This is a genomic window from Pseudomonas sp. MWU12-2037 (genome assembly GCF_023242345.1).
GTDB lineage: Bacteria > Pseudomonadota > Gammaproteobacteria > Pseudomonadales > Pseudomonadaceae > Aquipseudomonas > Aquipseudomonas gingeri_D.
Genome location: NZ_JALLIZ010000003.1, coordinates 342,661 through 369,303, shown reverse-complemented (window position 1 = coordinate 369,303; position 26,643 = coordinate 342,661). Strand labels below are relative to the sequence as shown.

General features: G+C 60.9%; 25 protein-coding genes. 15 read left to right on the top strand and 10 right to left on the bottom strand.

Features of this window, described 5'->3' with window-relative positions; translation table 11 throughout:
* The first annotated feature begins 35 nt into the window (after positions 1 to 35).
* Both nudE and cysQ read left to right on the top strand, forming a co-directional pair.
* Positions 36 to 602, top strand: coding sequence for an ADP compounds hydrolase NudE (gene nudE, locus M5B42_RS07525; RefSeq protein WP_177104431.1), 567 nt, complete (start codon positions 36 to 38; stop codon positions 600 to 602).
* Positions 599 to 1,441: a 3'(2'),5'-bisphosphate nucleotidase CysQ gene (gene cysQ, locus M5B42_RS07520; RefSeq protein ID WP_248745428.1), complete on the top strand. Its 843-nt coding sequence runs from the start codon at positions 599 to 601 to the stop codon at positions 1,439 to 1,441. The genes nudE and cysQ overlap by 4 nt, the downstream gene beginning before the upstream one ends.
* Positions 1,442 to 1,527: 86 nt before the next feature.
* Here the strand turns inward: cysQ and M5B42_RS07515 are convergent, their stop codons facing one another.
* From M5B42_RS07515 to rfbB, 7 genes are read right to left on the bottom strand one after another with little or no spacing between them, the layout of a single operon-like run.
* Positions 1,528 to 1,983 carry a YiiD C-terminal domain-containing protein gene (locus M5B42_RS07515; protein ID WP_103495418.1) on the bottom strand — a complete coding sequence of 152 codons (456 nt, stop codon included), beginning with the start codon at positions 1,981 to 1,983 and terminating at the stop codon, positions 1,528 to 1,530.
* Between the two features lie 22 nt (positions 1,984 to 2,005).
* A complete protein-coding gene (locus M5B42_RS07510; protein ID WP_248745427.1) occupies positions 2,006 to 3,394 on the bottom strand; it encodes a sigma-54 dependent transcriptional regulator in 1,389 nt (462 codons plus the stop codon).
* Entirely contained in the window at positions 3,391 to 5,205 is a 1,815-nt protein-coding gene (locus tag M5B42_RS07505; protein ID WP_248745426.1) for an ATP-binding protein, read from the bottom strand. Before M5B42_RS07505 ends, M5B42_RS07510 begins: the two co-directional genes overlap by 4 nt.
* A gap of 37 nt (positions 5,206 to 5,242) precedes the next feature.
* Positions 5,243 to 6,127 (bottom strand): dTDP-4-dehydrorhamnose reductase, encoded by an 885-nt coding sequence (rfbD, locus tag M5B42_RS07500; protein WP_103495415.1) that lies wholly within the window; start codon positions 6,125 to 6,127, stop codon positions 5,243 to 5,245.
* Positions 6,124 to 6,669, bottom strand: coding sequence for a dTDP-4-dehydrorhamnose 3,5-epimerase (rfbC, locus tag M5B42_RS07495; protein WP_103495414.1), 546 nt, complete (start codon positions 6,667 to 6,669; stop codon positions 6,124 to 6,126). Before rfbC ends, rfbD begins: the two co-directional genes overlap by 4 nt.
* Positions 6,666 to 7,541, bottom strand: a complete 876-nt coding sequence (rfbA, locus tag M5B42_RS07490) for a glucose-1-phosphate thymidylyltransferase RfbA (protein WP_103495413.1) — start codon at positions 7,539 to 7,541, stop codon at positions 6,666 to 6,668. The genes rfbC and rfbA overlap by 4 nt, the downstream gene beginning before the upstream one ends.
* The gene (rfbB, locus tag M5B42_RS07485; protein WP_103495412.1) at positions 7,538 to 8,620 is read right to left on the bottom strand and encodes a dTDP-glucose 4,6-dehydratase; all 1,083 of its coding nucleotides are present in this window, start codon (positions 8,618 to 8,620) and stop codon (positions 7,538 to 7,540) included. The genes rfbA and rfbB overlap by 4 nt, the downstream gene beginning before the upstream one ends.
* A 186-nt stretch (positions 8,621 to 8,806) precedes the next feature.
* Here rfbB and M5B42_RS07480 point away from each other — a divergent pair, with 186 nt between their 5' ends.
* The 11 genes from M5B42_RS07480 to M5B42_RS07430 all read left to right on the top strand — a co-directional run bounded on the left by M5B42_RS07480 (position 8,807) and on the right by M5B42_RS07430 (position 22,565).
* Positions 8,807 to 11,719: an aminotransferase gene (locus tag M5B42_RS07480; protein WP_248745425.1), complete on the top strand. Its 2,913-nt coding sequence runs from the start codon at positions 8,807 to 8,809 to the stop codon at positions 11,717 to 11,719.
* A gap of 233 nt (positions 11,720 to 11,952) precedes the next feature.
* Positions 11,953 to 12,831: an N-carbamoylputrescine amidase gene (gene aguB / locus M5B42_RS07475; protein WP_248745424.1), complete on the top strand. Its 879-nt coding sequence runs from the start codon at positions 11,953 to 11,955 to the stop codon at positions 12,829 to 12,831.
* 5 nt (positions 12,832 to 12,836) lie between these two features.
* Positions 12,837 to 13,943: an agmatine deiminase gene (gene aguA / locus M5B42_RS07470; protein WP_248745423.1), complete on the top strand. Its 1,107-nt coding sequence runs from the start codon at positions 12,837 to 12,839 to the stop codon at positions 13,941 to 13,943.
* A 246-nt stretch (positions 13,944 to 14,189) separates the two neighbouring features.
* A complete protein-coding gene (locus tag M5B42_RS07465; RefSeq protein WP_103495408.1) occupies positions 14,190 to 14,390 on the top strand; it encodes a hypothetical protein in 201 nt (66 codons plus the stop codon).
* Positions 14,391 to 14,585: 195 nt separating this feature from the next.
* Positions 14,586 to 15,278 (top strand): DsbA family protein, encoded by a 693-nt coding sequence (locus tag M5B42_RS07460; protein ID WP_248745422.1) that lies wholly within the window; start codon positions 14,586 to 14,588, stop codon positions 15,276 to 15,278.
* A 306-nt stretch (positions 15,279 to 15,584) separates the two neighbouring features.
* The gene (locus M5B42_RS07455) at positions 15,585 to 16,871 is read left to right on the top strand and encodes an OprD family porin (protein ID WP_248745421.1); all 1,287 of its coding nucleotides are present in this window, start codon (positions 15,585 to 15,587) and stop codon (positions 16,869 to 16,871) included.
* 145 nt (positions 16,872 to 17,016) lie between these two features.
* Positions 17,017 to 17,919, top strand: coding sequence for an alpha/beta fold hydrolase (locus M5B42_RS07450; RefSeq protein ID WP_103495405.1), 903 nt, complete (start codon positions 17,017 to 17,019; stop codon positions 17,917 to 17,919).
* Between the two features lie 176 nt (positions 17,920 to 18,095).
* Positions 18,096 to 20,174, top strand: coding sequence for a multicopper oxidase family protein (locus M5B42_RS07445; RefSeq protein WP_103495404.1), 2,079 nt, complete (start codon positions 18,096 to 18,098; stop codon positions 20,172 to 20,174).
* Between the two features lie 160 nt (positions 20,175 to 20,334).
* Complete coding sequence (locus M5B42_RS07440; protein ID WP_248745420.1) at positions 20,335 to 21,453, top strand: hypothetical protein; 1,119 nt, start codon at positions 20,335 to 20,337, stop codon at positions 21,451 to 21,453.
* A 346-nt stretch (positions 21,454 to 21,799) separates the two neighbouring features.
* Complete coding sequence (locus tag M5B42_RS07435; protein WP_248745419.1) at positions 21,800 to 22,213, top strand: hypothetical protein; 414 nt, start codon at positions 21,800 to 21,802, stop codon at positions 22,211 to 22,213.
* A gap of 115 nt (positions 22,214 to 22,328) precedes the next feature.
* Positions 22,329 to 22,565 carry a hypothetical protein gene (locus M5B42_RS07430; RefSeq protein ID WP_247263353.1) on the top strand — a complete coding sequence of 79 codons (237 nt, stop codon included), beginning with the start codon at positions 22,329 to 22,331 and terminating at the stop codon, positions 22,563 to 22,565.
* Positions 22,566 to 22,848: 283 nt separating this feature from the next.
* On the opposite strand, the gene M5B42_RS07425 is transcribed toward M5B42_RS07430, so the two are convergent.
* Complete coding sequence (locus M5B42_RS07425) at positions 22,849 to 23,382, bottom strand: hypothetical protein (protein ID WP_247263354.1); 534 nt, start codon at positions 23,380 to 23,382, stop codon at positions 22,849 to 22,851.
* 109 nt (positions 23,383 to 23,491) lie between these two features.
* Entirely contained in the window at positions 23,492 to 24,262 is a 771-nt protein-coding gene (locus M5B42_RS07420) for an NERD domain-containing protein (protein WP_103495398.1), read from the bottom strand.
* A gap of 413 nt (positions 24,263 to 24,675) precedes the next feature.
* Here M5B42_RS07420 and M5B42_RS07415 point away from each other — a divergent pair, with 413 nt between their 5' ends.
* A complete protein-coding gene (locus tag M5B42_RS07415) occupies positions 24,676 to 25,074 on the top strand; it encodes a carboxymuconolactone decarboxylase family protein (RefSeq protein ID WP_103495397.1) in 399 nt (132 codons plus the stop codon).
* Between the two features lie 43 nt (positions 25,075 to 25,117).
* Complete coding sequence (locus M5B42_RS07410) at positions 25,118 to 25,396, top strand: hypothetical protein (RefSeq protein WP_248745418.1); 279 nt, start codon at positions 25,118 to 25,120, stop codon at positions 25,394 to 25,396.
* 95 nt (positions 25,397 to 25,491) lie between these two features.
* On the opposite strand, the gene M5B42_RS07405 is transcribed toward M5B42_RS07410, so the two are convergent.
* Positions 25,492 to 26,547 (bottom strand): AraC family transcriptional regulator, encoded by a 1,056-nt coding sequence (locus M5B42_RS07405; RefSeq protein ID WP_248745417.1) that lies wholly within the window; start codon positions 26,545 to 26,547, stop codon positions 25,492 to 25,494.
* Between the last annotated feature and the right edge of the window lie 96 nt (positions 26,548 to 26,643).

The following is a 26,643-nucleotide window of genomic DNA, read 5'->3' as shown; positions in this document are numbered from 1 at the left end:
GGTATAGTAACCCGTTCACGCCCAGGAGCCGCCCCATGCGCCAGAAACCCACCGTCCTCGCCCGCGAAATCATCGCCAGCAGCCGTTTGTTCCGTGTCGAAGAAGTGCAACTGCGCTTTTCCAATGGCGTTGAGCGGACCTATGAGCGCCTGGTCGGCCGAGGCGCCGGTTACGGGGCGGTGATGATCGTGGCGATGATCGATGCCGAGCATGCCCTGCTGGTGGAGGAGTATTGCGGCGGCACCGACGAGTACGAGCTGTCCCTGCCCAAGGGCCTGATCGAGCCGGGCGAGGACGTGCTGGCGGCGGCCGAGCGTGAACTCAAGGAAGAAGCCGGTTATGGCGCGCGGCAACTGGAGCACCTGACCGAGCTGTCCTTGTCGCCCGGTTATATGAGCCAGAAGATCCAGGTGGTCCTGGCCACCGACCTGTATGAAGAGCGCCTGGAAGGCGACGAGCCGGAGCCGATGCGGGTCGAGCGCGTCAATCTGCGTGAGTTGTCCGCCCTGGTGCAGAACCCGCAGTTCAGCGAGGGGCGGGCCCTGGCGGCGTTGTACCTGGCGCGAGACCTGTTGACCCAGCGTGGAGTTTTTCAATCGTGAGTGAGTTTTTTTCGAATCTGCCGCACCCCTACCTGGCCCCGGTGATCGACCTGGCGCGCCGCGCCGGCGAGGTGATCCTGCCGTTCTGGCGGGCGAATGTGCAGGTCATGGACAAGGCCGATGCTTCGCCGGTGACCGCCGCCGATATCGCTGCCCATCACCTGATTCTCGATGGGTTGACGGCGCTGGACCCAAGCATCCCGGTGCTGTCCGAAGAGGACGCCGATATCGCCCTGGCCGTACGGGCCGGCTGGCAGCGCTGGTGGCTGGTGGACCCGTTGGACGGCACCAAGGAGTTTATCGCCGGTAGCGAAGAGTTCACGGTGAACATTGCCCTGATCGAGCAGGGCCGGGTGGTGTTTGGCGTGGTGTCGATGCCGACCAATGGTCGCTGCTATTTCGGCGGTGCCGGCCTGGGCGCCTGGCGTGCGGATGTCGACGCGGCGCCGCTGCCGATCCGGGTACGTGACGTGCCGGCGGCGGGCGAGGCGTTTACCGTGGTTGCCAGTCGCCGGCATTCGAGCCCGGAGCAGGAAAAATTGTTGGCGGGGCTGAGCAGTAGCTTGGGGGAACTGGCGTTGGCGAATATCGGCAGTTCGTTGAAGTTCTGCCTGCTGGCTGAAGGCGCGGCGGACTTTTATCCGCGCCTGGCGCCGACTTCGCAGTGGGATACGGCGGCGGCCCAGGGCGTGCTGGAAGGCGCGGGCGGCGAGGTGCTGGAGTTGAGTGGCGAACGCTTCAGCTATCCGCCGCGCGAATCATTGCTCAATCCGTTTTTCCTGGCGTTGCCGGCCAAGGCGCAGTGGCGTGGGCAGTTGCCGGACTTGTTGCGTAGCTGAAAGCAGCGCCGAACCCTGTGGGAGCAGGCTTGCCCGCGAAGAGGCCTCGCAGCCTTGCGCCGTCTACACGGACACCGCCGCACTCCTCAGCGGTGCAGCACGTACTGCCCGCTGAAACGCACCGCCGCGTCCTCACTGCCCTCATTCACCACCCGCGTCTCCAGGGTCAACCGCGCCCGTCCATAACGCTGGTAAGTGGCCAGGAATTTCTTCCAGACCTTTTCCTGCGGCGCATCACAGATCGCCTGGGCATCCCCCGTCACCGGCAGTGGATAACCGATCTGCCCCTCCTGGATCACGATATGCCCATCCTCGATGCCGGCCTCGCGCAGGCTCAGGTGCAACCAGCCCCAGCCGGCCAGCACCGCGCCGCAATAGAGACTGCCGCCGAACATGGTGCTCTTGTGGTTGACGTTGGGTTCCAGCGGCAGGTGCAGGCGCAACTGCCCGGCCTGCCAATCCAGGACCTTCAGCTTCATGTCGCGGGTAAGCGGAATATCGTGATGGAGAACGGATTCCAGGTAACGACTGTCGCGGTTCATGCACTGACCTCTTGGCGGTGATTCATTCGAGTTCGTCGCTGGCGGCGGTGCCGACGCTGTCGAAGCTCAAACCGTGTTTGCGCAGCTTGTCGTGCAGGGTCTTGCGCGGAATACCCAAGGCTTCGGCTAGGCTGCGCAGCGAGCCGTGAGCGCGCGCCAGTTCGGCGGCGATCAGGGATTTCTCGAAGTGCTCCACCTGCTCGCTCAAGTTGCCGCCCGGGTGCCCGGCAATGTTCGTATCGAGATTTTCCGGCGTGTTGTCCAGGGCCAGTTCCAGGCCCAGGGCGAAGCGCTCCGCGGCATTTTGCAGTTCGCGGACATTGCCCGGCCAGGTATGCCGCAACAGCAGGCCGCGTTGCGCCGGTTGCAGGGTATGGGGCGGCAGGCCGTGGCGCGCGCTGGCTTCGTCGGCAAAGTGCTGGAACAGTATCAGCGCGTCTTCACCGCGTTCGCGCAAGGGCGGAATCCGCAGCGGCGCGACATTCAGGCGGTAATACAGGTCAGCCCGGAAGCGCCCCTGGTCTGCCGCCTGGCGCAGGTCTTCCTTGGTGGCGGCGATCACGCGGATATCCAGGGGGATCTGCTGGTTGCCGCCGAGGCGTTCGACCACCCGCTCCTGCAGCAGCCGCAGCAGCTTGACCTGCACGTCCAGGCTCATGCTTTCGATTTCATCGAGGAACAGGGTGCCGCCATTGGCGAATTCGAACTTGCCGATCCGGCGCTTCTGCGCACCGGTAAAGGCCCCCGGTTCATGGCCGAAGAGCTCGCTTTCCACCACCGACTCGGCCAGGGCCCCGGCGTTGATCGCCACAAAGGGACCGTTGCGGCGGTTTGACAGGTCGTGCAGTGCCCGCGCCACGACCTCCTTGCCGGCGCCGGTCTCGCCGAGGATCAACACATCGGCGCGGGTCGCCGCCAGGGCGCCGATCTGTTCGCGCAGGCGCAGCATCAGCGGCGAGTGCCCGACCAGTCGCGCACTGAGTTCCTGGCGGTCACTCAACGCCAGGCGCAGGCTGCGGTTGTCCAGTACCAGGCGGCGCCAGGCCAGGGCCCGGCGTACGCTGTCGAGCAAAGCGTCGCTGGCGAAGGGCTTCTCGAGGAAGTCATAGGCGCCGGCCCGCATGGCCTCTACGGCCAGGGGCACATCGCCGTGACCGGTGATCAGCAGCACCGGCAGTTCCGGGTCCTTGTCATGCAGCTCCTTGAGCAGCTCCAGGCCATCCATGCCCGGCATGCGGATGTCGCTGACGATCACGCCTGGCCAGTCGCGCTCGATCTGCGCGGCCAGGCCCTGGGCTTCGGCCAGCGGCAGGATCTTCAGGCCGGCCAGGTCCAGGGTCTGGCTCAGGGCCTGGCGCAGGTGGGGATCGTCGTCGATCAGCACCACCTGGATCTGGTGGTCGATTTTCATACACTCGAGTCCTCGGGTGGTTGCAAGCTGACCCCGGGCGCGCCGGCGCGCATCCGCAGGGTGATCAAGGCGCCGCCGTCGCGGTGGTTGGCAAACAGTAACTCGCCACCGAAGGCGCGCATCAGCGAATCGCAGATCGCCAGCCCCAGGCCCAGGCCTTGGGTCCGCGTCTTGGTGGTGTAGAACGGCTCGCCGGCGCGGCCCAGGGCTTCCAGGCAGAAGCCCGGGCCATTGTCGCGAATCGTCAGGCTGACGCCCTGTTCGGAAGATTGCGCACTCAGCCAGAGCTTACGCGGCGGGCCCTTCTCAGTCAGGGCATCGAGGGCGTTGGCCAGCAGATTACCGAGCACCTGGCGTAGCCGGGTTTCGCCGGCCTGGACCCACAGGGCCGCCGCCGGCAGGTCGCGGATCAGTTCGACCTCCATGGCCCGCCGGCGCTTGGCCAGCAAGGCCAGGGCGTCGTCCAGGGCCGGCTGCAGGGCCACGCTTTCCGGGGCATGTCGGTCGCGGCGGGCGAAGGCGCGCAGGTGGGCGATGATCGAGGCCATGCGCCCGGTCAGTTCGCTGATCAGCTTGAGGTTGCCGCGGGCGTCGTCGGTGCGTTGGTGGTCGAGCAGCACTTCGGCGTTTTCCGCGTAGCTGCGGATCGCCGCCAGCGGCTGGTTGAGTTCGTGGCTGATACTCGCTGACATGGTGCCCAGGGCCGAAAGCTTGCCCGCCTGGACCAGATCATCCTGGGCGCGCACCAGTTCCTGCTGGGCGTGTTCGCGCTCCAGCACTTCCTGTTTGAGACGGCGGTTGAGTCCTTCCAGGTCGCTGGTCCGTTCGGCCACGCGCATTTCCAGCTCGCGCCGGGCCTTGGCCTCGAAGGCGATCCGCTCCAGGTAATGACGGCGCCGTTGCATCATCAGGCCGAGCAGCAGCATCAGCACCAGCAGGGTTGCGCCGCCGACCGCGACGACGGTGCGCACCGGACGGTCGACCAGGGTCCGCGGCGCGAGAATGCTCACGTTCCAGCCGGTTTCCTCGATCTGCTGGGTCTGGGTCAGCCAGGCATCGGGGTTGATGTTCAAGGGCTGGGGATTGCGGGTCGGGTAAGGTTGCACGGCGGTGATCGCATCGCGTTCCTGTTCGCTGAGCACGCGGGTCGAGCGGAAGCGCCATTCGGAGTGCGAGGTGAGAATGACCACGCCGTTATGGTCGGTCATCATCAACTGCTCCGGGGTCCTGCCCCAGAGGCTTTCGGTGCGGTCCAGATCAACCTTGACCACCAGCACGCCGATGATCTTTTGCCCTTCATGCACGGCCGCGGCAAAGAAGTAGCCGCGTTTGCCCGACGTGGTGCCGAGACCGAAGAAACGCCCCAGGCGCCCGGCCATGGCTTCGGTGAAGTAGGGGCGGAAGGCGAAGTTGCGATTGACGAAGCTGTCGTGTTTGTCCCAGTTGGAGGCCGCCAGGGTCTTGCCGTTGGTGTCCATCAGGTACATCACTTCGGCGCCGGTCTGGGCGCAGATACTCTCCAACAGGTTGTTGGCATTGGTCAGGCGCAGGCTCTGGTCCGGCTCTGCCAGGGCGTCGCGCAGGGCCGGCAGGTCGCCGAGGATTTGCGGCAGGACCTCATAGCGATGCAGGGTGCCCAGCAGGTTGGCGACATAGAGGTCGAGGGTCTGGCGATTCTGGCTGACCAGTTCGTTGCGGTAGTAGCGCTCGGCCAGGTGTTCCAGCGGCCACAGCAGCGGCGCCAGGCACAGGAACAGCAGGGCGAGGCTGCGCCAGCGGGGTCTGCGGGGAAGGGTGGGGCTCGTGATCATGAAGAGAATGCGCCGGTAGAGTCCGACGCATTATGTCTCAGCCCTGCTCTGCAAGACACTCGCGTAATGCGGTGTGCCAGTCGGGCTGGGCAACCTGCCATTCGCGCAACAGGCGGCTGCAATCCAGGCGCGAGTTCAGCGGCCGGCGGGCAGGCGTCGGGTAGGCGCTGGAGGGGATGGCTTCGATCAGGGCGCAGGGCTTGTTCAGGGCCAGCAGTTGCTCGCCGATGGCCTGGGCAAAACCGAACCAGGAGGTTTCACCGCTGGCGGTCAGGTGATAGGTGCCCCAGGCCCCGGCGTGGCCGGCCTGCCAGCGTTCGATCAGGGCCCGGGTGCTGTTGGCGATGGTGCCGGCCCAGGTCGGCGCGCCGATCTGGTCGGCGACGATGCGCAGCTCCGGCTTTTCCTGCAACAACCGTTGCATGGTCAACAGGAAATTGCGCCCGTGATTGGAGTAGACCCAACTGGTGCGCAGGATCAGGTGCTGGCCCCGGGCCGCGGCGATGGCCCGCTCGCCGGTCAGCTTGCTGTCGCCGTAGACGCTCAACGGGTGGGTCGGGTCGTCTTCGGTGTAGGGTTCTTCCTTGCTGCCGTCGAACACATAGTCGGTGGAATAATGGATCAGCGGCACGCCCAGGTGGGCGGCTTCCTGGGCGAAGATGCCCGGCGCCGTGGCGTTGATGGCGAATGCCAGGTCGGGTTCGCTTTCGGCCTGGTCGACGGCGGTGTAGGCCGCCGCGTTGATGATCAGGTCGGGGCGCAGGGCGCGGACCTGTTGGCGAATCTGCTCCGGGTGCGCCAGGTCGAGCTGGTCGCGGCCCAGGACAATCAGTTCGCCCAGATCGGCGAGCCTCTGTTGCAGTGCGCGGGAGACTTGGCCGTGCTGGCCGCTGATAAGGATTTTCAGGGCTGAAGTACTCATTCGAACAAGTCGGCCTCGTGCAGGGTTTTACCGTTCAGGTCCTTGGCCGACAGCTGGGGGACACCGGCGAACTCCCAGTCGATGGCCAGGCTTGGATCGTCCCAGCGAATGCAGCGTTCGGCGCTGGGAGTGTAGTAGTCAGTGGTCTTGTAGAGGAACTCGGCGGACTCGCTGAGGACCACGAAGCCGTGGGCGAACCCCTCGGGTATCCACAGTTGGCGGTTGTTTTCGGCGGACAGGCGCACCGCCACCCACTGGCCAAAATGGGCTGAGCTGCGGCGAATGTCCACGGCCACATCCAGTACTTCGCCGGCAATCACCCGCACCAGCTTGCCCTGGGTGTTTTCCAACTGGTAATGCAGGCCGCGCAGGACCCCTTGCTGCGAGCGCGAATGGTTGTCCTGGACGAACGAAACGTCGAGTCCCGTCGCGTCCTGGAACGCCCGGGCATTGAAGCTTTCATAGAAAAAACCGCGCTCGTCACCAAAGACCTTGGGTTCGAGGATCAGCACCCCCGGCAGACGGGTCGGCGTTGCTTTCATCGGTGTTCTCCCGCGACGGTATACAGGTATTGCCCATAACCGGTCTTGCCGAAGTATTTGGCCCGCTCCAGCAGATACTCACGGTCGATCCAGCCGTTCTGGTAGGCGATCTCTTCCAGGCAGGCGACTTTCAGGCCCTGGCGATGCTCGATGGTCTGCACGTACTGCGAGGCTTCCAGCAGGCTGTCGTGGGTGCCGGTATCGAGCCAGGCAAAGCCGCGCCCGAAGCGTTCGACATGCAGATCGCCGCGCTTGAGGTAGGCGTTGTTGACGTCGGTGATTTCCAGCTCGCCGCGAGGCGAAGGCTTGACCGCCTTGGCCACCTTGATGACGTCGTTGTCATAGAAATACAGGCCGGTGACCGCATAGCTGGACTTCGGCTTGGCCGGTTTTTCCTCGATGGAAAGGGCACGACCTTCGCTGTCGAAATCGATCACACCGAAGCGTTCCGGGTCCTTGACCCAGTAGCCGAAGACCGTCGCACCGCTCGGCCGCCGTGCGGCGTGTTTCAACTGGTCGCCAAAATGCTGGCCGTGAAAGATGTTGTCGCCCAGGATCAGGCACACCGGATCGTCGCCGATAAAGTCTTCACCGATCAGGAACGCCTGGGCCAGACCGTCCGGGGACGGCTGTTCGGCGTAGCTCAGGTGCACCCCGAACTGGCTGCCGTCGCCCAGCAGGTTGCGGTATTGCGGCAGGTCCTGGGGCGTGGATATCACCAGGATTTCGCGGATGCCGGCCAGCATCAACACCGAGATCGGGTAATAAATCATCGGTTTGTCGTAGATCGGTAGCAGTTGCTTGGAAACGCCGAGGGTAATCGGGTGCAGCCGGGTACCCGAGCCGCCCGCGAGGACAATGCCTTTCATCATGCCAAGAGTTCCTTATGGTCAAGCGCGCCGAGGCGCTCTCCTTGATAGCTACCATCCTGGACGCGACGGCACCATTCCAGGTTCTCCAGATACCACTGCACGGTCTTGCGTAGACCGCTTTCGAAGGTTTCCTCAGGGGTCCAGCCCAGCTCGCGCTCGATCTTGCCGGCGTCGATGGCATAGCGCAGGTCGTGGCCCGGGCGATCCTTGACGAAGGTGATCAGGTCGGCGAATTTTTCCACGCCGGCCGGGCGCGTCGGCGCCAGCTCTTCCAGCAGGCCGCAGATCCCGCGTACCACATCGATATTCTTCTGCTCGTTATGGCCGCCGATATTGTAGGTCTCGCCCACCACGCCGTCGGTCACTACCTTGAACAGGGCGCGGGCGTGGTCTTCGACATACAGCCAGTCGCGCACTTGCAGACCGTCGCCATATACCGGCAGCGGCTTGCCGGCCAGGGCGTTGAGGATCACCAGCGGGATCAGCTTTTCCGGGAAGTGGAACGGGCCGTAGTTGTTCGAGCAGTTGGTCAGCAGCACCGGCAGGCCATAGGTGCGGTGCCAGGCGCGGACCAGGTGATCGGACGCCGCCTTGCTCGCGGAGTACGGCGAGCTGGGGGCGTACGGGGTGTTTTCGGTGAACAGGTCATCGACGCCGTGCAGGTCGCCATACACTTCGTCGGTGGAAATATGGTGGAAGCGGAACGCGCTTTTTTCGGGTTCGGGCAGTTTCGACCAGTAGCCACGGGCGGCTTCCAGCAGGCTGTAGGTGCCGACGATATTGGTCTGGATAAAGTCCGACGGGCCGTCGATGGAGCGGTCGACGTGGGATTCGGCTGCCAGGTGCATGATGGCATGGGGTTCGAAGCGCGCCAGCACCGCGCTGACGGTGGCCTGGTCGACGATATCGGCCTGGACGAACTCATAGCGGCTGTCCGTGGCGATGCTGCTCAGTGATTCCAGGTTGCCGGCGTAGGTGAGCTTGTCCAGGTTAAGGACCTCGTGCTCGGTATGGCGGATCAGGTGCCGGATCAGGGCCGAGCCAATAAAACCGGCACCGCCGGTGACTAGAATTCGCATATCGGTGTGCCTTCTTTCTTAAGCAGACTCAAGCTGGATGGAGCATAGCTTGTGGGTAGGCGTTCGGCGGTGCAAGTGCGATGGCGATGTATCCATTTTCAGACGGCTGACTTTAGTGCCGTACTTGCGTCTTGGCGGCACCAATGGCGATATAGGCAGCCAATAAAAACTTCAGGGAGTCGTTCCATGTTGCTCACCACGTTGATTCACCGCGCCAGCCTGCCCAGCCCGAATGTCTCGGCGCAGCAGGCGCTGAACCTGCTTGAGGAGCACTATGGCCTCTCTGGAACGCTGCAGGCACTGGGTAGCCAACAGGACGTCAATTACCGCGTCGACAGCGACCAAGGCCGTTTTGTCCTGAAAATCTGCCATGGCGACTACGCCACGCTGGAATTACAGGCCCAGCATGTCGGCCTGGCTCACCTGGAGGGCCGCGCCGGCTTGCGGGTGCCGCGGGTGATTGCCGCGCGCAACGGCCAGGACCTGCTGTCCCTGGTGCTGGACGGCCAGCCTGTGCACGTGCGATTGCTGGAGTATATCGAAGGCCAGTCGCTGACCCATCTCAAGCATCTGGGCCGTGACCTGGTGGTGGGCCTGGGGCAACTCTGCGGGCAAATGGACCTGGCCCTGGCCGACTTCCAGCACCCGGGCCTGACGCGCACCCTGCAATGGGATCCCCAGCATGCTGCCGCATTGATCGAGCACCTGCTGCCGGTGCTTAAGGATACGGATCAGCAAACGCGGGTTCGTGACGCCGCCGCACAGGCCCGGCACCGCCTGCAGCCTCTGGTCGAGGCCTTGCCGGTCCAGGCCATTCATCTGGATATCACTGACGACAACGTGGTCTGGCGCCGTGATGCCGAGCGCCACTGGCAACTGCAGGGCGTGATCGACTTCGGCGATCTGGTCCGGACCTGGCGCATCGCCGACCTGTCGGTGACCTGCGCGGCGCTGCTGCACCATGCCGAAGGCGACCCCTTTGTGATTCTGCCGGCGCTCCAGGCCTATCACGCGGTCAACCCATTGCAACGCGAAGAACTGCTCGCACTCTGGCCGTTGATCGTGGCGCGGGCGGCGGTGCTGGTGCTCAGCGGCGAACAGCAGGTCGGCATCGACCCGGGCAACACCTACAGTCGCGATAACCTGGCCCACGAGTGGGAAATCTTCCAGGTGGCGACCTCGGTGCCATTTGAACTGATGGAGGCCGCGATCCTGACGGCCGTCGAAGAGCGCCTGGCGCCGGTCGCCGGCGAGGGTTTCGCGCCCTTGCTGCCCGGGCTGGTGGGCCGCGAGTTCGCCTTGATCGACCTGGGCGTGCTCAGCCCGCATTTCGAGGCGGGAAACTGGGAGCAGAGCGGCATCGACGAACGCTTGCTGGCCGAGGCGGCTGCGGCCCATGGCCTGGCGGCCAGTCGCTACGGACAATATCGCCTGTCGCGCACCCGGCCCGACAGCGCCAGCGAGCCGGACACCTTTCCCTTGCATGTGGACTTGCAGGTACCGGGCGGCACCACCGTGGAGTCGCCATTTGCCGGGACCCTGCGGATCATGGCCGATGGCGCCCTGCTATTGGCCAGCGCGCAATTGAGCGTGCGGCTCTGGGGAGTCAAGGCGTCCCTCAGGTCCGGTGCCGCCGTGGTCAAGGGCCAGGTGCTGGGCGAGGCCGGCGGTGCTCTGCGGGTGCAACTGTGCCGCCACGCCGATCTCACCCCACCGTTGTTTTGTACACCGTCGCGGGCCGCCGCCTGGCAGGCGTTGTGCCCGTCGCCGGCGACCTTGCTGGGACTGGCCTGCGATGCCGAGCTCGAGCTGGACTCGGCGGACCTGCTGGCCCGCCGGGACGCCAGCTTCGCCCGCACACAAAAGCACTACTACGTCGACCCGCCGCGCATCGAGCGCGGCTGGCGCAACCACCTGATCGATATGCAGGGCCGTTCCTACCTGGACATGCTCAACAACGTCGCCGTGCTGGGCCACGGTCATCCGCGCATGGCCGCCGAGGCGGCGCGGCAGTGGTCGCTGCTCAATACCAACTCGCGCTTCCACTACGCCGCCGTGACCGAGTTCTCCGAACGACTGCTGGCCCTGGCGCCGGACTCCATGGACCGGGTGTTCCTGGTCAACAGCGGCACCGAGGCCAACGACCTGGCGATTCGCCTGGCCTGGGCCTACAGCGGCGGACGCGACATGCTCAGCGTGCTGGAGGCCTACCACGGCTGGTCGGTGGCGGCGGATGCGGTGTCCACTTCCATCGCCGACAATCCCAAGGCCCTGAGCAGCCGCCCGGACTGGGTGCATCCGGTGACCGCGCCCAACACCTATCGTGGGGCGTTCCGCGGCAGCGCCAGTGCGCCGGACTACGTACGCAGCGTGGAACACAACCTGGCCAGGCTGGCGGAAGAAAATCGCCAGTTGGCGGGCTTTATCTGCGAGCCAGTGTATGGCAATGCCGGCGGTATCTCGTTGCCGCCGGGTTACTTGCAGCAGGTCTATGCGCTGGTCCGGGCCCAGGGCGGCGTGTGTATCGCCGATGAGGTGCAGGTCGGCTACGGACGCATGGGCAAGTTCTTCTGGGGTTTCGAGGAGCAGGGCGTGGTGCCGGATATCATCACCATGGCCAAGGGCATGGGCAACGGCCAGCCCCTGGGCGCGGTGATCACCCGCCGGGAGATCGCCGAGGCGCTGGAGGCCGAGGGTTATTTCTTCTCGTCTTCCGGCGGCAGCCCGGTCAGTTGCCGGATCGGCATCGCCGTGCTCGACGTGATGGCCGAGGAAAAACTCTGGGAAAACGCCCAGGTGGTGGGCGGCTATTTCAAGGAGCGCCTGGAAGCACTGATCGACCGTTATCCACTGGTGGGCGCGGTGCACGGTTCCGGTTTCTACCTCGGCGCGGAGCTGATCCGCAACCGCGAAACCCTGGAGCCGGCGACCGAAGAGACTGCGCTGTTGTGCGATCGCCTGCGTGAACTGGGGATCTTTATGCAACCCACCGGCGACTACCTCAACATCCTCAAGATCAAGCCGCCGATGTGTACCAGTCGTCGTAGCGTGGATTTCTTTGTCGACATGCTGTCCAAGGTGCTCGACGAAGGCCTGTAAAAAGCATCGCCGGCTTGCCGGCGATAGCGATAGATCAGTCAAGGTAAATCTCGATTCTTATCGGTAAAAATAACATCCGATACATATATTTTTAATTTTTTATCTTTAAAGGCCGATTTTTATCGGCTATAAAGTCGCCATCACCTAGGCCGGACCCATCACGCCCGGCTATTCTCAATCTGTCATCGGTCGATGCCTAGAATCGCCCACCGCATTCGCCCAGGAGATGATCCATGAGTCGTATCGTTACCGTTGCCGCCACCCAGATGGCCTGTTCCTGGGATCTCGAAGCCAATCTCGAAACCGCCGAGAAACTGGTGCGCGAAGCGGCCGCCAAGGGTGCGCAGATCATCCTGATCCAGGAACTGTTCGAAACCCCGTACTTCTGCCAGAAGCCGAACCCGGACTACCTGCAACTGGCGACCCCGGTGGAAGACAACATCGCCATCAAGCACTTCCAGAAGGTCGCCAAAGAACTGCAAGTGGTGCTGCCCATCAGCTTCTTCGAACTGGCCGGCCGCGCGCGCTTCAACAGTATCGCGATCATCGACGCCGACGGCAGCAACCTCGGGATTTATCGGAAAAGCCATATCCCGGACGGCCCTGGCTACCACGAGAAGTACTACTTCAATCCGGGCGACACCGGTTTCAAAGTGTGGAGCACCCGATACGCGAAGATCGGCGTGGGCATCTGCTGGGACCAGTGGTTCCCCGAGTGCGCCCGCAGCATGGCCCTGCAAGGCGCGGAGATCCTCTTCTACCCGACCGCCATCGGCAGCGAGCCGCACGACAAGAGCATCTCTTCGCGTGACCACTGGCAGCGCGTGCAACAAGGCCATGCAGGCGCCAACCTGATGCCGCTGATCGCCAGCAACCGCATCGGCAACGAAGAGCAGGACGGCTACGACATCACCTTCTACGGCTCCTCATTCATTGCCAATCAATTCGGCGAGAAGGTCGAGGAACTCAACGAAACCGAAGAAGGCATCCTGGTCCACAGCTTCGACCTTGATGAACTGGAACACACACGCAGTGCCTGGGGCTCGTTCCGCGACCGCCGACCGAACCTGTACGGCGCACTGAAAACCCTCGACGGATCCCTGGAGTCCTGATCGCCATGACCACTTTGAACAGCACACCACGCGCCGACGGCTTCCATATGCCCGCCGAATGGGCGCCACAAACCCAGGCCTGGATGATCTGGCCCGAGCGCCCGGACAACTGGCGCCTGGGCGGCAAGCCGGCGCAGGCCGCCCATGCCGCCGTGGCCCGGGCCATTGCGCGTTTCGAACCGGTAACGGTGGCGGTGTCCGCCGCTCAGTATGAAAACGCCCGGGCGCGCCTCGACGTGCCGAATATCCGTCTGGTGGAAATGTCCAGCGACGACGCCTGGGTCCGCGACAGCGGCCCGACCTTTGTCATCAACGACCAGGGTGAAGTGCGCGGCGTCAACTGGGGCTTCAATGCCTGGGGCGGCTTCGACGGCGGCCTCTATGCGCCGTGGAACCGCGACGAACAGGTAGCCGGCAAGATCCTCGAAATCGAGCGTTGCCCGCGTTACCAGACCGAAGGCTTCGTGCTCGAAGGCGGCTCGATCCATGTCGACGGCGAAGGCACGGTGATCACCACCGAGGAATGCCTGCTCAATCGCAACCGCAACCCGCACCTGACCCGCGAAGCCATCGAGCAGGTGCTTGCCGAGCACCTGGCGGTGGACAAGGTGATCTGGCTGCCGGACGGCCTGTTCAACGATGAAACCGACGGCCATGTGGATAACTTCTGCTGCTACGTGCGCCCGGGTGAGGTGTTGCTGGCCTGGAGCGACGATCCGCAAAACCCCAACTACCCACGCTGCCAGGCGGCCATGAAGGTGCTGGAAAGCAGCCGTGATGCCAAGGGTCGCCCCTTTACAGTGCACAAAATGCCGATTCCGGGGCCGCTGTATGCCACTGAAGAGGAATGCGCCGGAGTGGACGCGGTGGCGGGCAGCCAGGAGCGTAACCCCTCGGTACGCCTGGCCGGCTCCTACGTGAACTTCCTGATCGTCAACGGCGGCATCATCGCGCCGAGCTTCGATGACCCGCAGGACCGCGTGGCCAAGGAAATCCTGCAGAACCTGTTTCCACAACACGAGGTGGTGATGGTGCCAGGGCGTGAGTTGTTACTGGGGGGCGGAAATATCCATTGCCTTACACAACAACAACCTGCGCCACACAAAGGTTGAGTGAAGTTGTAACAAAAGAGGCATTGCTACAAATGATGGCACTTTTCAATCACCGTTAAGCGACCCCCTGTCAAACCCGCAGCCCTTACAGACTGCGGGTTTTTTTTGGTTTTCCGACTGCTGAACTGGCACTTTGGCATAGCTCTTGTATCAGCTTGGTTTATATGACGGAGCGTTTTCTACAATTCAACGTTCTGTCATAAACCTTAAGTAAGTTAGCCGCTCATGAACCAGGAGAGCGCTGAGATGAACGTAGCCAGTGAGCGGGTTTCGCACCCTCTGTCGGTGACGAGCGAGTCGCTTCAAGTCCTGGCTCAGTGGTTGAAAAGCAATGGAACGCGTACCACCCGTGCTCAGGATCCTCGTCGGATGATTACCGACCGTTACCCCGCAGGCTTGTTCAGCGATGCTGAATTGGAGGTCTTGCTCGGGGTTTTACAGGGTTAAAAGGACTTTGCAGAAAAACGCCGCTGGCCGGAGCGATCCGGGCAGCGGCGTTTTTTTATGGCTGTTCCCTGGGGGGCGGGTCGGTTGATTCGACCGGTTTGCGCAATAAACCAGGAGTCATTCCGGCGTTTTTCGATTGGCTACCAGCGACTAGTCTGGAGGTATCGAACTCATTGATACCTTCGGGAGATCTCCATGGCTGCCACGAGCGTCCTTCACTACATCTACGATCCCTTGTGCGGCTGGTGCTACGGCGCCAAACCGCTGATCCAGGCCGCCAGTCAGGTGTTGCCGGTGGCCTTGCATGGCGGCGGCATGATGGCCGGTAACAACCGCCAGTTCGTCTCCTCTAACCTGCGCGACTACGTCATGCCCCACGACCGGCGGATTGCCGAGTACACCGGCCAACCGTTTGGCCAGGGCTATTTCGAGGGGTTGCTGCGTGACTCGTCGGCGATCTTCGATTCCACGCCGCCGACCCGTGCGGTCCTCGCGGCTGAACAACTGCAAGGGCGCGGGCTGGAGATGCTGGGCCGCCAGCAGACCGCGCACTACGTCGAGGGGCAGCGCCTGGCCGATGTGGAGGTCCTGCTGGCGTTGGCCGCCGAACTGGGCTTTGAAGCGCAAGCGTTCAAGGCCGCTTTTGAGCGGAACAGCGATGCGGTGGCGGCGGAACATTTCAAGCAAAGCCGTGCCTTGTTGTCCCGGGTCGGCGGCCAGGGTTTTCCGACCCTGGCGCTGGAGCAGGAGGGGCGTTTCAGCCTGATCGATATCGGTCCTTACCTGGGCAAACCCGACGCGTTCGTCGCCTGGCTCAGTCAATCGCTGGCGCCCGCCACCCCGGCCTCCACGGGGCCATCCTGTGGCCTGGAGGGTTGTTCGTCCTGAAACAGGCGAGGTCATGAGGGGAAAGCGACGTCGCCCGGAGATAAAGGACGGTCGGTAGCGGATATGCCTTTTTTCGAGGTTGCCTCGCTAATCCCTTCTATTCTCAGGTGTTTCACGAAATTGACACAATACTCGTGTCGCGGATAGGATTCGCCCTACGCCTGTGGCTATACGCCATACACTTAAAATAATAAAAGGCCCGCTGCATCCATTGCAGGCGGGTCTTTTTGTTTTTGCGTGAAGCATCAACACAACATTTCAGCTCGAAGCCGCAGGGCGTTTCATCCAGAGATTAAGGAATAAAACATGTTGAACAAACGGATCGGCCTGCTCGCATTGGGCATCCTCGGCGCTACCCAGGCCATGGCCAGTGACCAATCAGACTCCAAGGGTTTCGTTGACGACAGCCACCTGAATGTCCTGCTGCGTAACGCCTACATCAACCGCGATTACAAAAGCGGCGCCGACGACAAGATCGAATGGGGCCAAGCGGCCATCGCTACCTTCAAGTCCGGCTTCACCCAAGGCACCGTAGGTGTGGGTGTTGATGCTTTCGGCCAGTACGCTGTGCGTCTGGACGGCGGTCGCGGTGAGACCGGTGCGCAAGGTATCGACTTCTTCAAGCAGGACAACAACCGCAACCCGGCCAAAGACCTGGCTCAGGGCGGCGCCGCGGTGAAATTCCGCCTGTCCAACACCGTGCTGACCTACGGTGACCAGATGCCGGCTCTGCCGCTGCTGAACTACGACAACTCCCGCCTGCTGTCGGAAAGCTACACCGGTACCTTGATCACCTCCAAAGAGATCAAAGGCCTGGAACTGAACGCCGGTCACTTCACCGCCGAATCGCGCAAGAGCGCCGAAGGTCGTGACAGCGGTGGCCTGAAAGGCATCGACATCCTGGGTGGTAGCTACCAGTTCACCGATCAGTTCAAGGCCGCCTTGTACGCTTCCGACGTCGACGAAGTGCTGAAGAAGCAGTACCTGAACCTGAACTACGTGTTCCCGATTGCGTCCGACCAGTCCCTGACCCTGGACTTCAACGGCTACCGCACCCAGCTGGACCGTGGCTACGCCGCAGAGCAGAACGCTCAAGGTCGCGACAACAAGATCTGGAGCCTGGCCGCTACCTACGCCCTCGGCGCTCACTCGTTCACCATCGCCCACCAGAGCAGCACCGGTTCGAGCGTGCTGGGCTACCCGTACGGCGGTTACCAGCAAGGTCAGGGTCGCGTTGGCGACGGTGGCAACACCATCAACCTGGCGAACTCCTACTGGTCGGACTTCAACGCTGCTGACGAGCGTTCCTGGCAGGTGGGCTACGGTCTGGACTTCGCCACCTTCGGCGTTCCTGGCCTGACCTACAACGTGGCCTACGTCCGTGGCGACAACATCACCACCTCCACCAGCACCGGTGGTACCGAGCGCGAGTTCTTCAACCAGGTCAAATACGTGGTCCAGAGTGGCCCGGCGAAAGACCTGAGCGTGAAGCTGCGTAGCTCGATCCTGCGTGTCTCGGAGAAATCCAGCGAGTACAACGTGGGCGGTAACGAAGTACGTGTGTTCGTCGACTACCCGATCAACGTGTTCTGATCGAGCGACATGGCTGTAGCGACCTGATCCCAGGTTGAAAAAAACGCCCCGACTGGTTCGGGGCGTTTTTGTTTGTGCGCGCGCTTGCGAGTAATCTGTCGGCTTTGTGAGCCAATGCATTCCTTGCAAGCGAGATCCGGGCGCCATGACCCTCAGAACCTTTATCGCCCGTCGCCGCTGGTTGTCCCTGGGATTGCTGGCGGTTTTTCTTGCCGTCGGGCTGCCTTATGGGTGTTCGCGGCTGGCTTATAAAGAGCGCGAGCTGCTGTTCAATGTCCAGCCAGGCACGGCGAGCTGGTTCAGCGGCGTACCGGCGGGGGTCAGGGAGCTGCGGATTCCCATCAGCGACGGGCTGGCCGGTTCCGACTATCTGCATGCCTGGTGGTGGCCGTCGAGCCGGGCGAATGCGCCGGCCATCCTCTACCTGCACGGCACCCGCTGGAACCTGACGGCGCAGGTCGGACGGATCACCCAACTGCGCGACCTGGGTTTCTCGGTACTGGCCATCGACTATCGCGGCTTTGGCGACAGCCCCGGCAGCCTGCCTTCCGAACGCAGCGTCTACCAGGACGCGGACAATGCCTGGAAGCGCCTGGTGCAACTGCAACCCGATGTCCACAAACGTTATATCTACGGCCACTCCCTGGGCGGCGCGGTGGCGGTGGACCTCGCCGAACGTCTGGCCGGCGACAAGGCGGCGCCCAAGGCCACGGGCTTGATCATCGAGTCGACCTTTACCGACCTGGGCGATGCGGCCCGGGCGGCGATCCCGACCTCGCTGCCGGTCAGCTGGATTCTCTCGGAGAAATTCGACTCCATCGACAAGATCAACCAGATCGATATCCCGGTGCTGATCGTCCATGGCACCGACGATCCCTATGTCCCCTCGCGCTTCAGCCAGGCCCTGTATGAAGCTGCCGTGCAGCCCAAACAATTGCTGCTGATAAAGGGCGGTAACCATATCAACAGCATGACCCTTGGCAGCCGCGAATATGCCAAGGCCTTGCGGCAGGCATTCGAAGGTTTTGCGTCGCCCGTGGCGCGATAACGTTTCGGGCAAAAAAAACGCGCAAACCCCAATAGACATTGCGTTCCGTGGATAAGGTACTAGCTTTATGCCTGCACGGATTGCAGCTGTTGGATGCTTATGCCATTGCGCCTGCTCCCCGCCTCTTTCCTGTGCCAAAACCACGAAGTTCACGGTTGCTCCGCAGGAGAAACACCATGACAGGAATGCGCAAGGACAGGCCCCTTTATCCGTACGCTCTGGGGCTGCTGGCCCTGGGAGTGATGGGGGCCGCCACCACGGCACAGGCAGTGGAAGCCTCCCGGCTGTTCAACAACCCGCCGACCCTGGAGCAGCAGGCACCGACGGCCAAGGTGGTGGAGGGCACGTTGATGCTCAAGTCCACTCCCACGCCCTTGGCACCCCAACCCCATGTCGGGCGTGAGCGGCAGTTGGACCTGATCATCAAGTACACCAAGAACGAGATATTCGATCCGGCCACGGGCGCGCAAGTGCCGGTGATGTTGCGTAGCTACGTCGGCACCGGTGTCGACCCCAAGGCACCCTTTATCGCCCCCACCATCGACGTGACGCCGGGCGACACCGTCCGCATCAGCCTCAACAACCAGTTGCCCCCCGACCCCAGCTGCACCGCCCACGACAGCAGGCCGGACGTGCCGCACTGCTTCAACGGCACCAACCTGCATTCCCACGGGTTGTGGGTCAGCCCCACCGGTAACAGCGACAACGTGCTGCTGTCGATCAACCCCGGGGTCAGCTTCCAGTACGAATACAACATCCCGGCCGACCACCCGGCGGGCACCTTCTGGTATCACCCGCATCGCCATGGTTCCACCGCGATCCAGGTCGCCAGCGGCATGGCCGGTGCGCTGATCATCCACGGCGATCGCAAGCCGACGGCCGACACCAACGGCGATATCGACACCCTGCTCAAGGGCGCTGATGGCAAGTCTTTCAAGGAACGCTTGCTGGTGTTCCAGCAAATCCCCTATGCATGCCGGGACACGGCCGACAAATTCCGCTACAAGCCGGTGAGGGACAAGGACGGCAATATCGTCAAGGACAAGGATGGCAAGGACAAGATGACCCTGGACTGGACCTGCAAACCGGGCGAGGTGGGGGTTGTCGAGTCGTTCGACCAGTTGCAGCCTTCCAGTTGGCCCGACTCGGGGCGCTACACCAGCGTCAACGGCCTGGTCCAGCCGATCTTCGACGATGCACGGCCCGGTGAGGTAGAACGCTGGCGCCTGGTCCACGCGGGGATTCGCGACACCATCCGGCCGCTGTTCCGCAAACTCAAGGACAGCGCCAAGCCGGCCAGTGACAAGGGCATCGCGGCCCTGGCGTCGGCCAATTTTATCGAAGAGCAATGCACCGGCCAGCCGGTCGAATACCAGGTGATCGCCTCCGACGGCCTGACCATGGAACAGGCCCAGAGCCGTCAGGTCATCACCCTGCAGCCGGGGTATCGCAACGATCTGCTGATCGTCTTTCCCGAGCCTGGGCGTTACTGCGTGACGGATGAACCTTCCACGGCTTCAGGCGGGGTCAGCCAGCAGGCCAACGGTCGTCAATTGCTCGGCTTTGTCGATGTGGGCGCGGGTCCGAAAGTGGCGAACACCAAGGCCCGCTTGACTGAGGAACTGTTGGCGGCGGCGGAACGCAACATGCCGGCGGACATCAAGGCCACCGTGGTAGCGGATCTGAAAAAGGACCTGCGCTTTGACAAGTTCATTCCGCACCCGAGCATTGTCGACAGCGAAATCAAGGGTGAACAGAAACTGGTGTTCCTGATCGATTTCAAGGATCCGGACCACACCAAGTTCGCCGTGGGCACTACGGCGGAAAATGCCGTGCCTTATCAGCCGGGGGTGATCGATCGTCATCTGAAACTGGGGGATGCGCAAACCTGGATCCTGCAATCGGCGTTTGCCAGTCATCCGTTCCATATTCATGTGAACCCGTTCCAGATCGAGAAAATCATTGGCCCGGATGGCGTGGATCTCAGTGAGCCGGGTGCGGTGGACAAGACGGACAAGAACGACGCGCAATATGCCGGTATGAAAGGGGTGTGGAAAGACACGCTGTTCGTCAAAGGCAAGACCGATGGCAGCGGGATGTACACCCTGTATGTGCGGACTCGATACCAGCGCTATATCGGTGAGTTCGTGCTGCACTGCCACATTCTTGATCATGAGGATCAGGGGATGATGCAGAACGTGAGCATCGAGCTGCCGGATGGGGTGGGGGGGACAACGATGGGGGCGCATCACTGAGGAGGAGGTCAGTTTTTTCTGATGGCTGAGGTATGACGTGATGGTTGATATCGACCCTTCTCGCGGTGGCGTGAGGAGGGCCGTGTCATTGCTGGGCTTGCAATATGTGGAATTATGCCAATAATCATAATTATGTTTTTTCACATAATTAGGCATAACCATGACACCTGACCGTCTCTACTTCCCTCGCGCGGTCCTTGCCCAGCAGGTATTGATGGGCTTTGAGAACCAGCTCCAGCAAGCGACGACGCTATTTGCCCCGCGTCGTAAGGGTAAAACGCAATTTCTGCTGCGCGACCTTGTGCCCATGGCCGAAGCGCAAGGTTTTGTGGTGGCCTACGCGGATCTCTGGTCCAACAAGGATGATCCTGAACGGGTGATCTGTGCCGCACTCGCCAAGGCGCTGCATGAAACCAGCCTGCTGACCCGGATTGAAACCTGGTGGACCAGGCCAAAGCGTTCGCTCAAGGGTTTGAAGGTCGGTTTGGGAATGGACTCGGCTTCTGCCGAAGCCGAACTGGCAGAGGTGGGGATTCCTTCCATCCATGAGTTATTCGAGCGTTTCAACGTCGCGGGCAAGGGCAAGGCACTGCTGATCGTCGACGAGGTGCAGCATCTGGCTACCCGCCCGGCTTTCGAGAATTTCACCGCCACACTCCGCTCCTTGCTGACGACCAGTCAAGGCAGCGTTTTCGCGGTGTTCACCGGCTCTTCCCAGGATGGCCTGACGAACATGTTCCGGCGTAGCAAGGCGCCGTTCTATCAGTTTGGCTCGCAGCTGAATTTCCCCGATCTTGGGCGAGAGTTCTCGGAGCATTTCGGCCGGTTGTACCGGGAAACCACGGGTAAACCCTGGGAAGTGGAGCAGGCCTATCGTTTGTACGTCGCCCGGGGCATGACGCCGCATTATCTGCGCACTCTGTTTACCACGAGCCTGACCCAAGGGATTCCGGTCAAGGAAGCCGACAAGATTGTCTGGGCGGGGATGGTGGATGAGGGGCAATTCACGACATTGCTGCAAGACCTGCCGCCGCTGGATCAATTGCTGCTCAGGGGCATTGTCACTGGGGCGTCGCTGTACGCCGATGAGTATCGACGGTCCCTGGCCGATGAACTGCCGAGTGGACTGGTGCCGACGACGCAACAGGTACAGGCCGGGTTGGAGCGGATGCGCAAGCGGGATCTGATTGCGAATCTGGGGCATGGGCAATGGACGGTTGAAGAGCAGGCGCTGGAGAGTTTTCTGCGCGGGGTTTATAGCGGTGGGGACGGGGGGTGAGCGGAGTCTGTGGGGCTTTTGGTATCACTGGCTCCATCTGAATTTTTCCTGTCGTAGGTAATGGGCGGCTTCTTGTACGCGCTCCCCTGCGATGGAAAGCCGGATGGCCGAGCTAGCGGGGTAGTTTCTTGTGCTGCACGCGCAGATCAGTAGGGTTCAGCCTGGATGAGAAATGACCTGCTGGAAAAACTCTTATTTCCCACGCGATTCGGGCATTGAGGCGTATTGCAGGTGCTAAAGGCCAGGACTATTGTCCAAGAGTCGCTGTCAGTTCAGCGATACGGGCTTGGACACCCGGTGCAAAACAGGCGCACAGCACCGCGAAAGCGGTTTAAGGAGCGTCATCATGACAAAGCAAATTAACCCTGATCTGCAGTCAACTCGCAAAGCCACCAGTACTGCCGACAAAGAGGTATACCTGCGTAAAGTTTCTTCCGATCTTTTGAAGCAAACTGAGTTGGAGCCTGCAATCACGTCCCGCTTACTTGATACCCTCGAGTTCACTTCCTCCAAACCGGTCATTCCCGAAGATCCGTTCAAACCCGCGTTGTTTGCCATTCAAGCGGGAGTGACTGCACAGGATGCACTGATCTACGTTTCGCGTTTGCTCGAAACGGCGGAACTCAATGGCGACGAGATCAGCCTGCATACCAATCCCGTCGAGCGGGCATTGTTCTGGGGCATGCTGCATTCGGTAGAGGTGGCGCGTGCGGTGGTGGATGCTCTGCTTGAGGGGGCGTCTCCGTCTCATCAGGCGTAGACCGGGTTGGACCGCCATCCGATTTATAGGAGATACAGGTTGTGGCTCTGATCAGTAGGTCGGAAGGCTCACGACAAGCATGAAGTGCAATCTATATCAGCAGTCACCGCTTTTGATGGCTGCTGAGTTTCCCAATACAGGAGTCCCCGTGATGGTAGTCGCCGAGAAAGCCAGTCAGTCCCTGTCCACTTGGATAGACGAAGAAGAGCTCCGTCGGATGACCTACGAAGCTTTGGCCGATGTTGATGCCGGTCGTTTTATTGAGCACCAGACGGTCCAGACCTGGGTCAGCGGTCTCAGTATCGATATCCGCAACTGCGGGCCTTACAATGGCGTACTCCCTTCAAGGTGATCTGTGAAACCTGGACTCAAATCCAGACCGTTTCACAATTAATCCTCACCCTCTCATTTCGGGACCGAACACCTAGGTACTTTCCGTGCTGGGGATGTAGCATTCGGGGGAGGTGACGTGAGAAATAGGATCTGCGCTTAGGCAAGCATCGCCGCCAGAAATAAATCTCTTCTCTTTGACTGGTATTGTTGGATTTTATTGTTGCTCGAGTTTAGCGGAAATGCTCGACTCGTTTGAGTTTTGGTGTGGGCGAGGTAGCTTGGTTGAGTTGAGAGTAAGTTTGCTATTGTTTTTGTGTGTTTTTTGTAAATAGGTTGTTCCACTCCTGGATCAGGAATATGTCGTGATAATTTCTCTCGCATAAAGATTGAAGCGTGTTGAGCTTTTCTTGGTCTTTTTCAGACAGGTTTGTGATTTCAACAGTGGGGCATTTGTCTCTTTTTTCTAGCGCGGGGGTTAGAAGTTTGTTTGAGTTCAGCATTCTAAATGCAGGGGCGCTCAATTGGTCACCGGCCTTTGAGGTGAAGTGAATCGGGGCACTGACGTCAATGATTTCGACAGCCCACTTCCTAATATCATCATCTCCGCCCGTGCGGGGTTCTTGTAGGATTTTTAGAGCCATTTGGACGTAATCCTTACGTATTCCGGTTTCTGAAATAGAGCGCTGTGCACTCCAGCCAGCAACTGCAATTATTAAGGGTATTACTATTAAGGCAAAGGTTTGTGCTAGCTTATAACTCTTGTCAAGTGCTGATTCGGAAAGCGCTTTTTTTAATGGGTTTTTATAATTTCTTTTTAGGGGGTCGTGGTTTTGCAACGGTATGTTCCTTTTTGTAGGAAGCTAATATTTTTTGCCTTTGCCGAATCCATCGATCTCAGCGATAGTCCACTTCACCCAACTCTATCAGCTCATGTCCGAAAGCTAACTATAGGCCTTGCCTTACTCTGCACTTGGGAAATTTCGAACAGCCCCAGAATTGCTGTCCTGCCTTCGTGCCAGAATTCACGGTGCGGATCACCAGCTTGTTGCCGCATTTCGGGCATTGCCGCTCGGCGTTTGGGTCGCTACGGCGTTTCAGGTTTTGTACATGTTCGCGGTGGGTCGCGAGGGATGGGGCGCGCCGGCTGGTTTGCAGGGCCAGCATGAGGGCGTCGACTTCGGCCTCACTGAATACCCTCTGCTGGAATGATTTGATGTAGCGGATAAAGCCAATGCCCTGGGTGACGTTGGCCGGCATCTGAGTCTTGAAGGTGCTGCCGCCGATGAAGGTGATGACCGAGTGCAGGTGCGCGGCGCTAACACCAAGGGTGGCTTCCAGAGCTTTGAGATGTTTGTAGTTCTGTCGCAGTGGGTTCTGGAACTTGAACGTGCGTTTGTAGAGCTTTTGCGTCCACTGTGGCTGGTTCTCGCTGCCAAAAATCCAGCCCCTCATGTTCTTCGTTTCCAGCACGAAGATACCGTAAGGCGAGAGGAAGACATGGTCGATCTGCGTGGTGCCGTCAGGTGTGCTCAAGGTGACGTTGTGCAGACGGCGGTAGGTCTGCTTATCCAGTTGCCAATGGGCGAACAGACGCACCAGGAGTTCGCCGATCTGACCCTTGACCCAAGGCAACTTGAGCAAGCCGATCAGCAGAATCAGCGGGATCAGCCAGCCAAACGTGCTCCAGAGCTGCGCGATGATGGGGGTGAAGTCCATTTCTTAACCTTCAGCAATTCAAAGAGTCCTTCAGCGCTGAGCGGCTGTAGCGCCGCTGGTAGCTGTTTTGGCGATGGTGATGCAGGTGCTACAGGTAGCGAATCCAACGACCAAAGAAGCCTGAGCCATCATATTGGCATTATCGACGTTTAGAAAGTCGGAATTAACCAAGTGCTTTCAGTGGGGCTCGCGCAAAGGGTAACGCCGTGGCTTGTCCCCGCCACGGTTGATAACCCGAGGTACCTAGCGGTGCGTCATTGCGCCAAAAAAATCTAAACCCATCTTGTTGTTTCTACGATGTTTAAACGTTTATTGCCGGAGCCATCCTGCCGCCGGCTTGGGCCTGGCCGCCAGCGAACTAAACTGGATGTACCTCTGAAGCAGATGTCTCCAGAGAGGTCAGGAGGTGTCAGATGGCCATTTATGATACTTATCGGGAAATTGAAGAGGCCCTCGGTGTGGTACCGGAGTGGATCAAGCAGATGCCGGAAGGCGGAGCGAACGGATTCTGGGGAGTGGCCCGGGACTTTTGGCTGGCAGATACCAAAATCCCGAATAAGTACAAGGAGTTGATTGGTCTGGCGGTGTCCGGGGCGACCCGTTGCAAGTACTGCACCCTGTTCCATACCGAAGCCGCGCGCTTGTTTGGCGCGAGCGACGAGGAAATTGCCGAAGCCAGCTTGATGGGCGCGGTGACCATGATGGGCAGCACTTTTATTAACGCCCAGCAGATCGACTACGAGCAGTTCCGCCAGGAAACACTGAGTATCGTCCGCTATGTCAAAGATCACTCGCAACCCAAGGCCGCTTGAGCCGTTGCGGGAACCAGCCCTTCGCCAACTGACGAAGGATCACTTGATTGCAATCACCGGCGATGGTCCGAGGACCACCGCCCGGTGGCAAGCGGCGGTGCTGCGCGCCATCAGTGAACTGATGCGATACAGCGATACCGCCCGCGAAGATAACCAGGACCTGCGCATTCCGTTCGCCAAAGCACTCCATGACCTCTATGCGGGACGCAAGTCCGACGCCGAGTTGACGGAAATGGTGTTGCTGATGCTGGAAGTGGAAAGCGCGCCCTTGCTCGGCAACGGCCCCGAGGCGGGAACGGCATCTGGGAACAGTGATCGCTGAGAAGTGGACCGGGCCAAAGGAGAGTCTGAAGAGGAGCGATGGGACACCCTCCAGCCCTTCTGCCCGTCACAAAAGTGTGTAGCGCTCCTCAAAAATCACGAGAGCCCGCGAGCCACTGCATCCCCCAACAAACCCTCCCTCGCATCCCGAGTCTTCGACGTCAACAGCATCCGATACTGCCCCGGTGTCATGCCAAACCACTGGTGGCAGGCACGATAAAAGCTACTCAGTTCCCGAAACCCTACCCGATACGCCGCTTCCTGCAAGGTGCAGCACAGATTACCCAGATGAAACTCAGCCTGGCCCCGGCGCGTTTCATTGGCCAACTCCTTATACGGCTGACCGGCCTTCTGCAGCAGCCGTTGCAAGGTACGCTTGCTCATGCACAGCTTCCTGGCCATGTCTTCGATATGCGGGACGCCCTCGCTCAGCGACTCCAGAATCATCTTGCGTACTTCCCCCGGTACCGAGAAATAACGGCGGGTCGACAGGTGCATCTCGGCAACCAGTTCATGCAAGGTTGCCAACTCCTTGTTCGCCGAAGAAAGCGGTTTTTCCAGATCGCTGTTGGCCAACACAATCGAATAGCAGCTTGCGCCGTACTTCACCGGGCAATGGAATGTGTGCTCATACACCGAAACATCCGCCGGAATCGAATGCATCACGCCGACTCCGCGCAACTGAAGCGCCGGGCCGACCAGCATTCGACACAGCCCGAACATCGTGGCAATGCCGGCATCGCCGTATTGGCGCGGGACCTGGTTCGCGTCCAGAAAGTGACAGGAGAACCGATGCTGCCCGCCCTCCTTGTGCAAGGACATGGCGATAGAGGTGTCGAGCAGGGCCACGAAGTGCACCAGCCGTTCCAGCGCCGCGTGCAACGTGGCGCTGGACATCATCACATAACCCACCACATCGAAGATGCCAGGGCCGGTCTGCGAGGTGGCGCGCAGGCCGATGTCGGGGTCGTGGGACAGTTCGGCGGCCAGCGTATAGAGGCGGTAGAGCTTGACCCGCGGAATCCATGACTCGTCGAAGCTCAAGGCCTGCACGTCCAGGTCCACGGTCTGGCAAAAACTGTCGATGTCCAGCCCCGTCGACCGCAAGGCGTCGATCATGAAATGCGCTAATGAGGGGATGACCTCAGGCATGGATGTTCCTTGATGGTTGCTGTGAAGCACAGCGCGCGCTGGCGATAGACCATCGAACGCTGCCGTCGTTCAGGTCACGGCGCTGTCCCTCTCAAA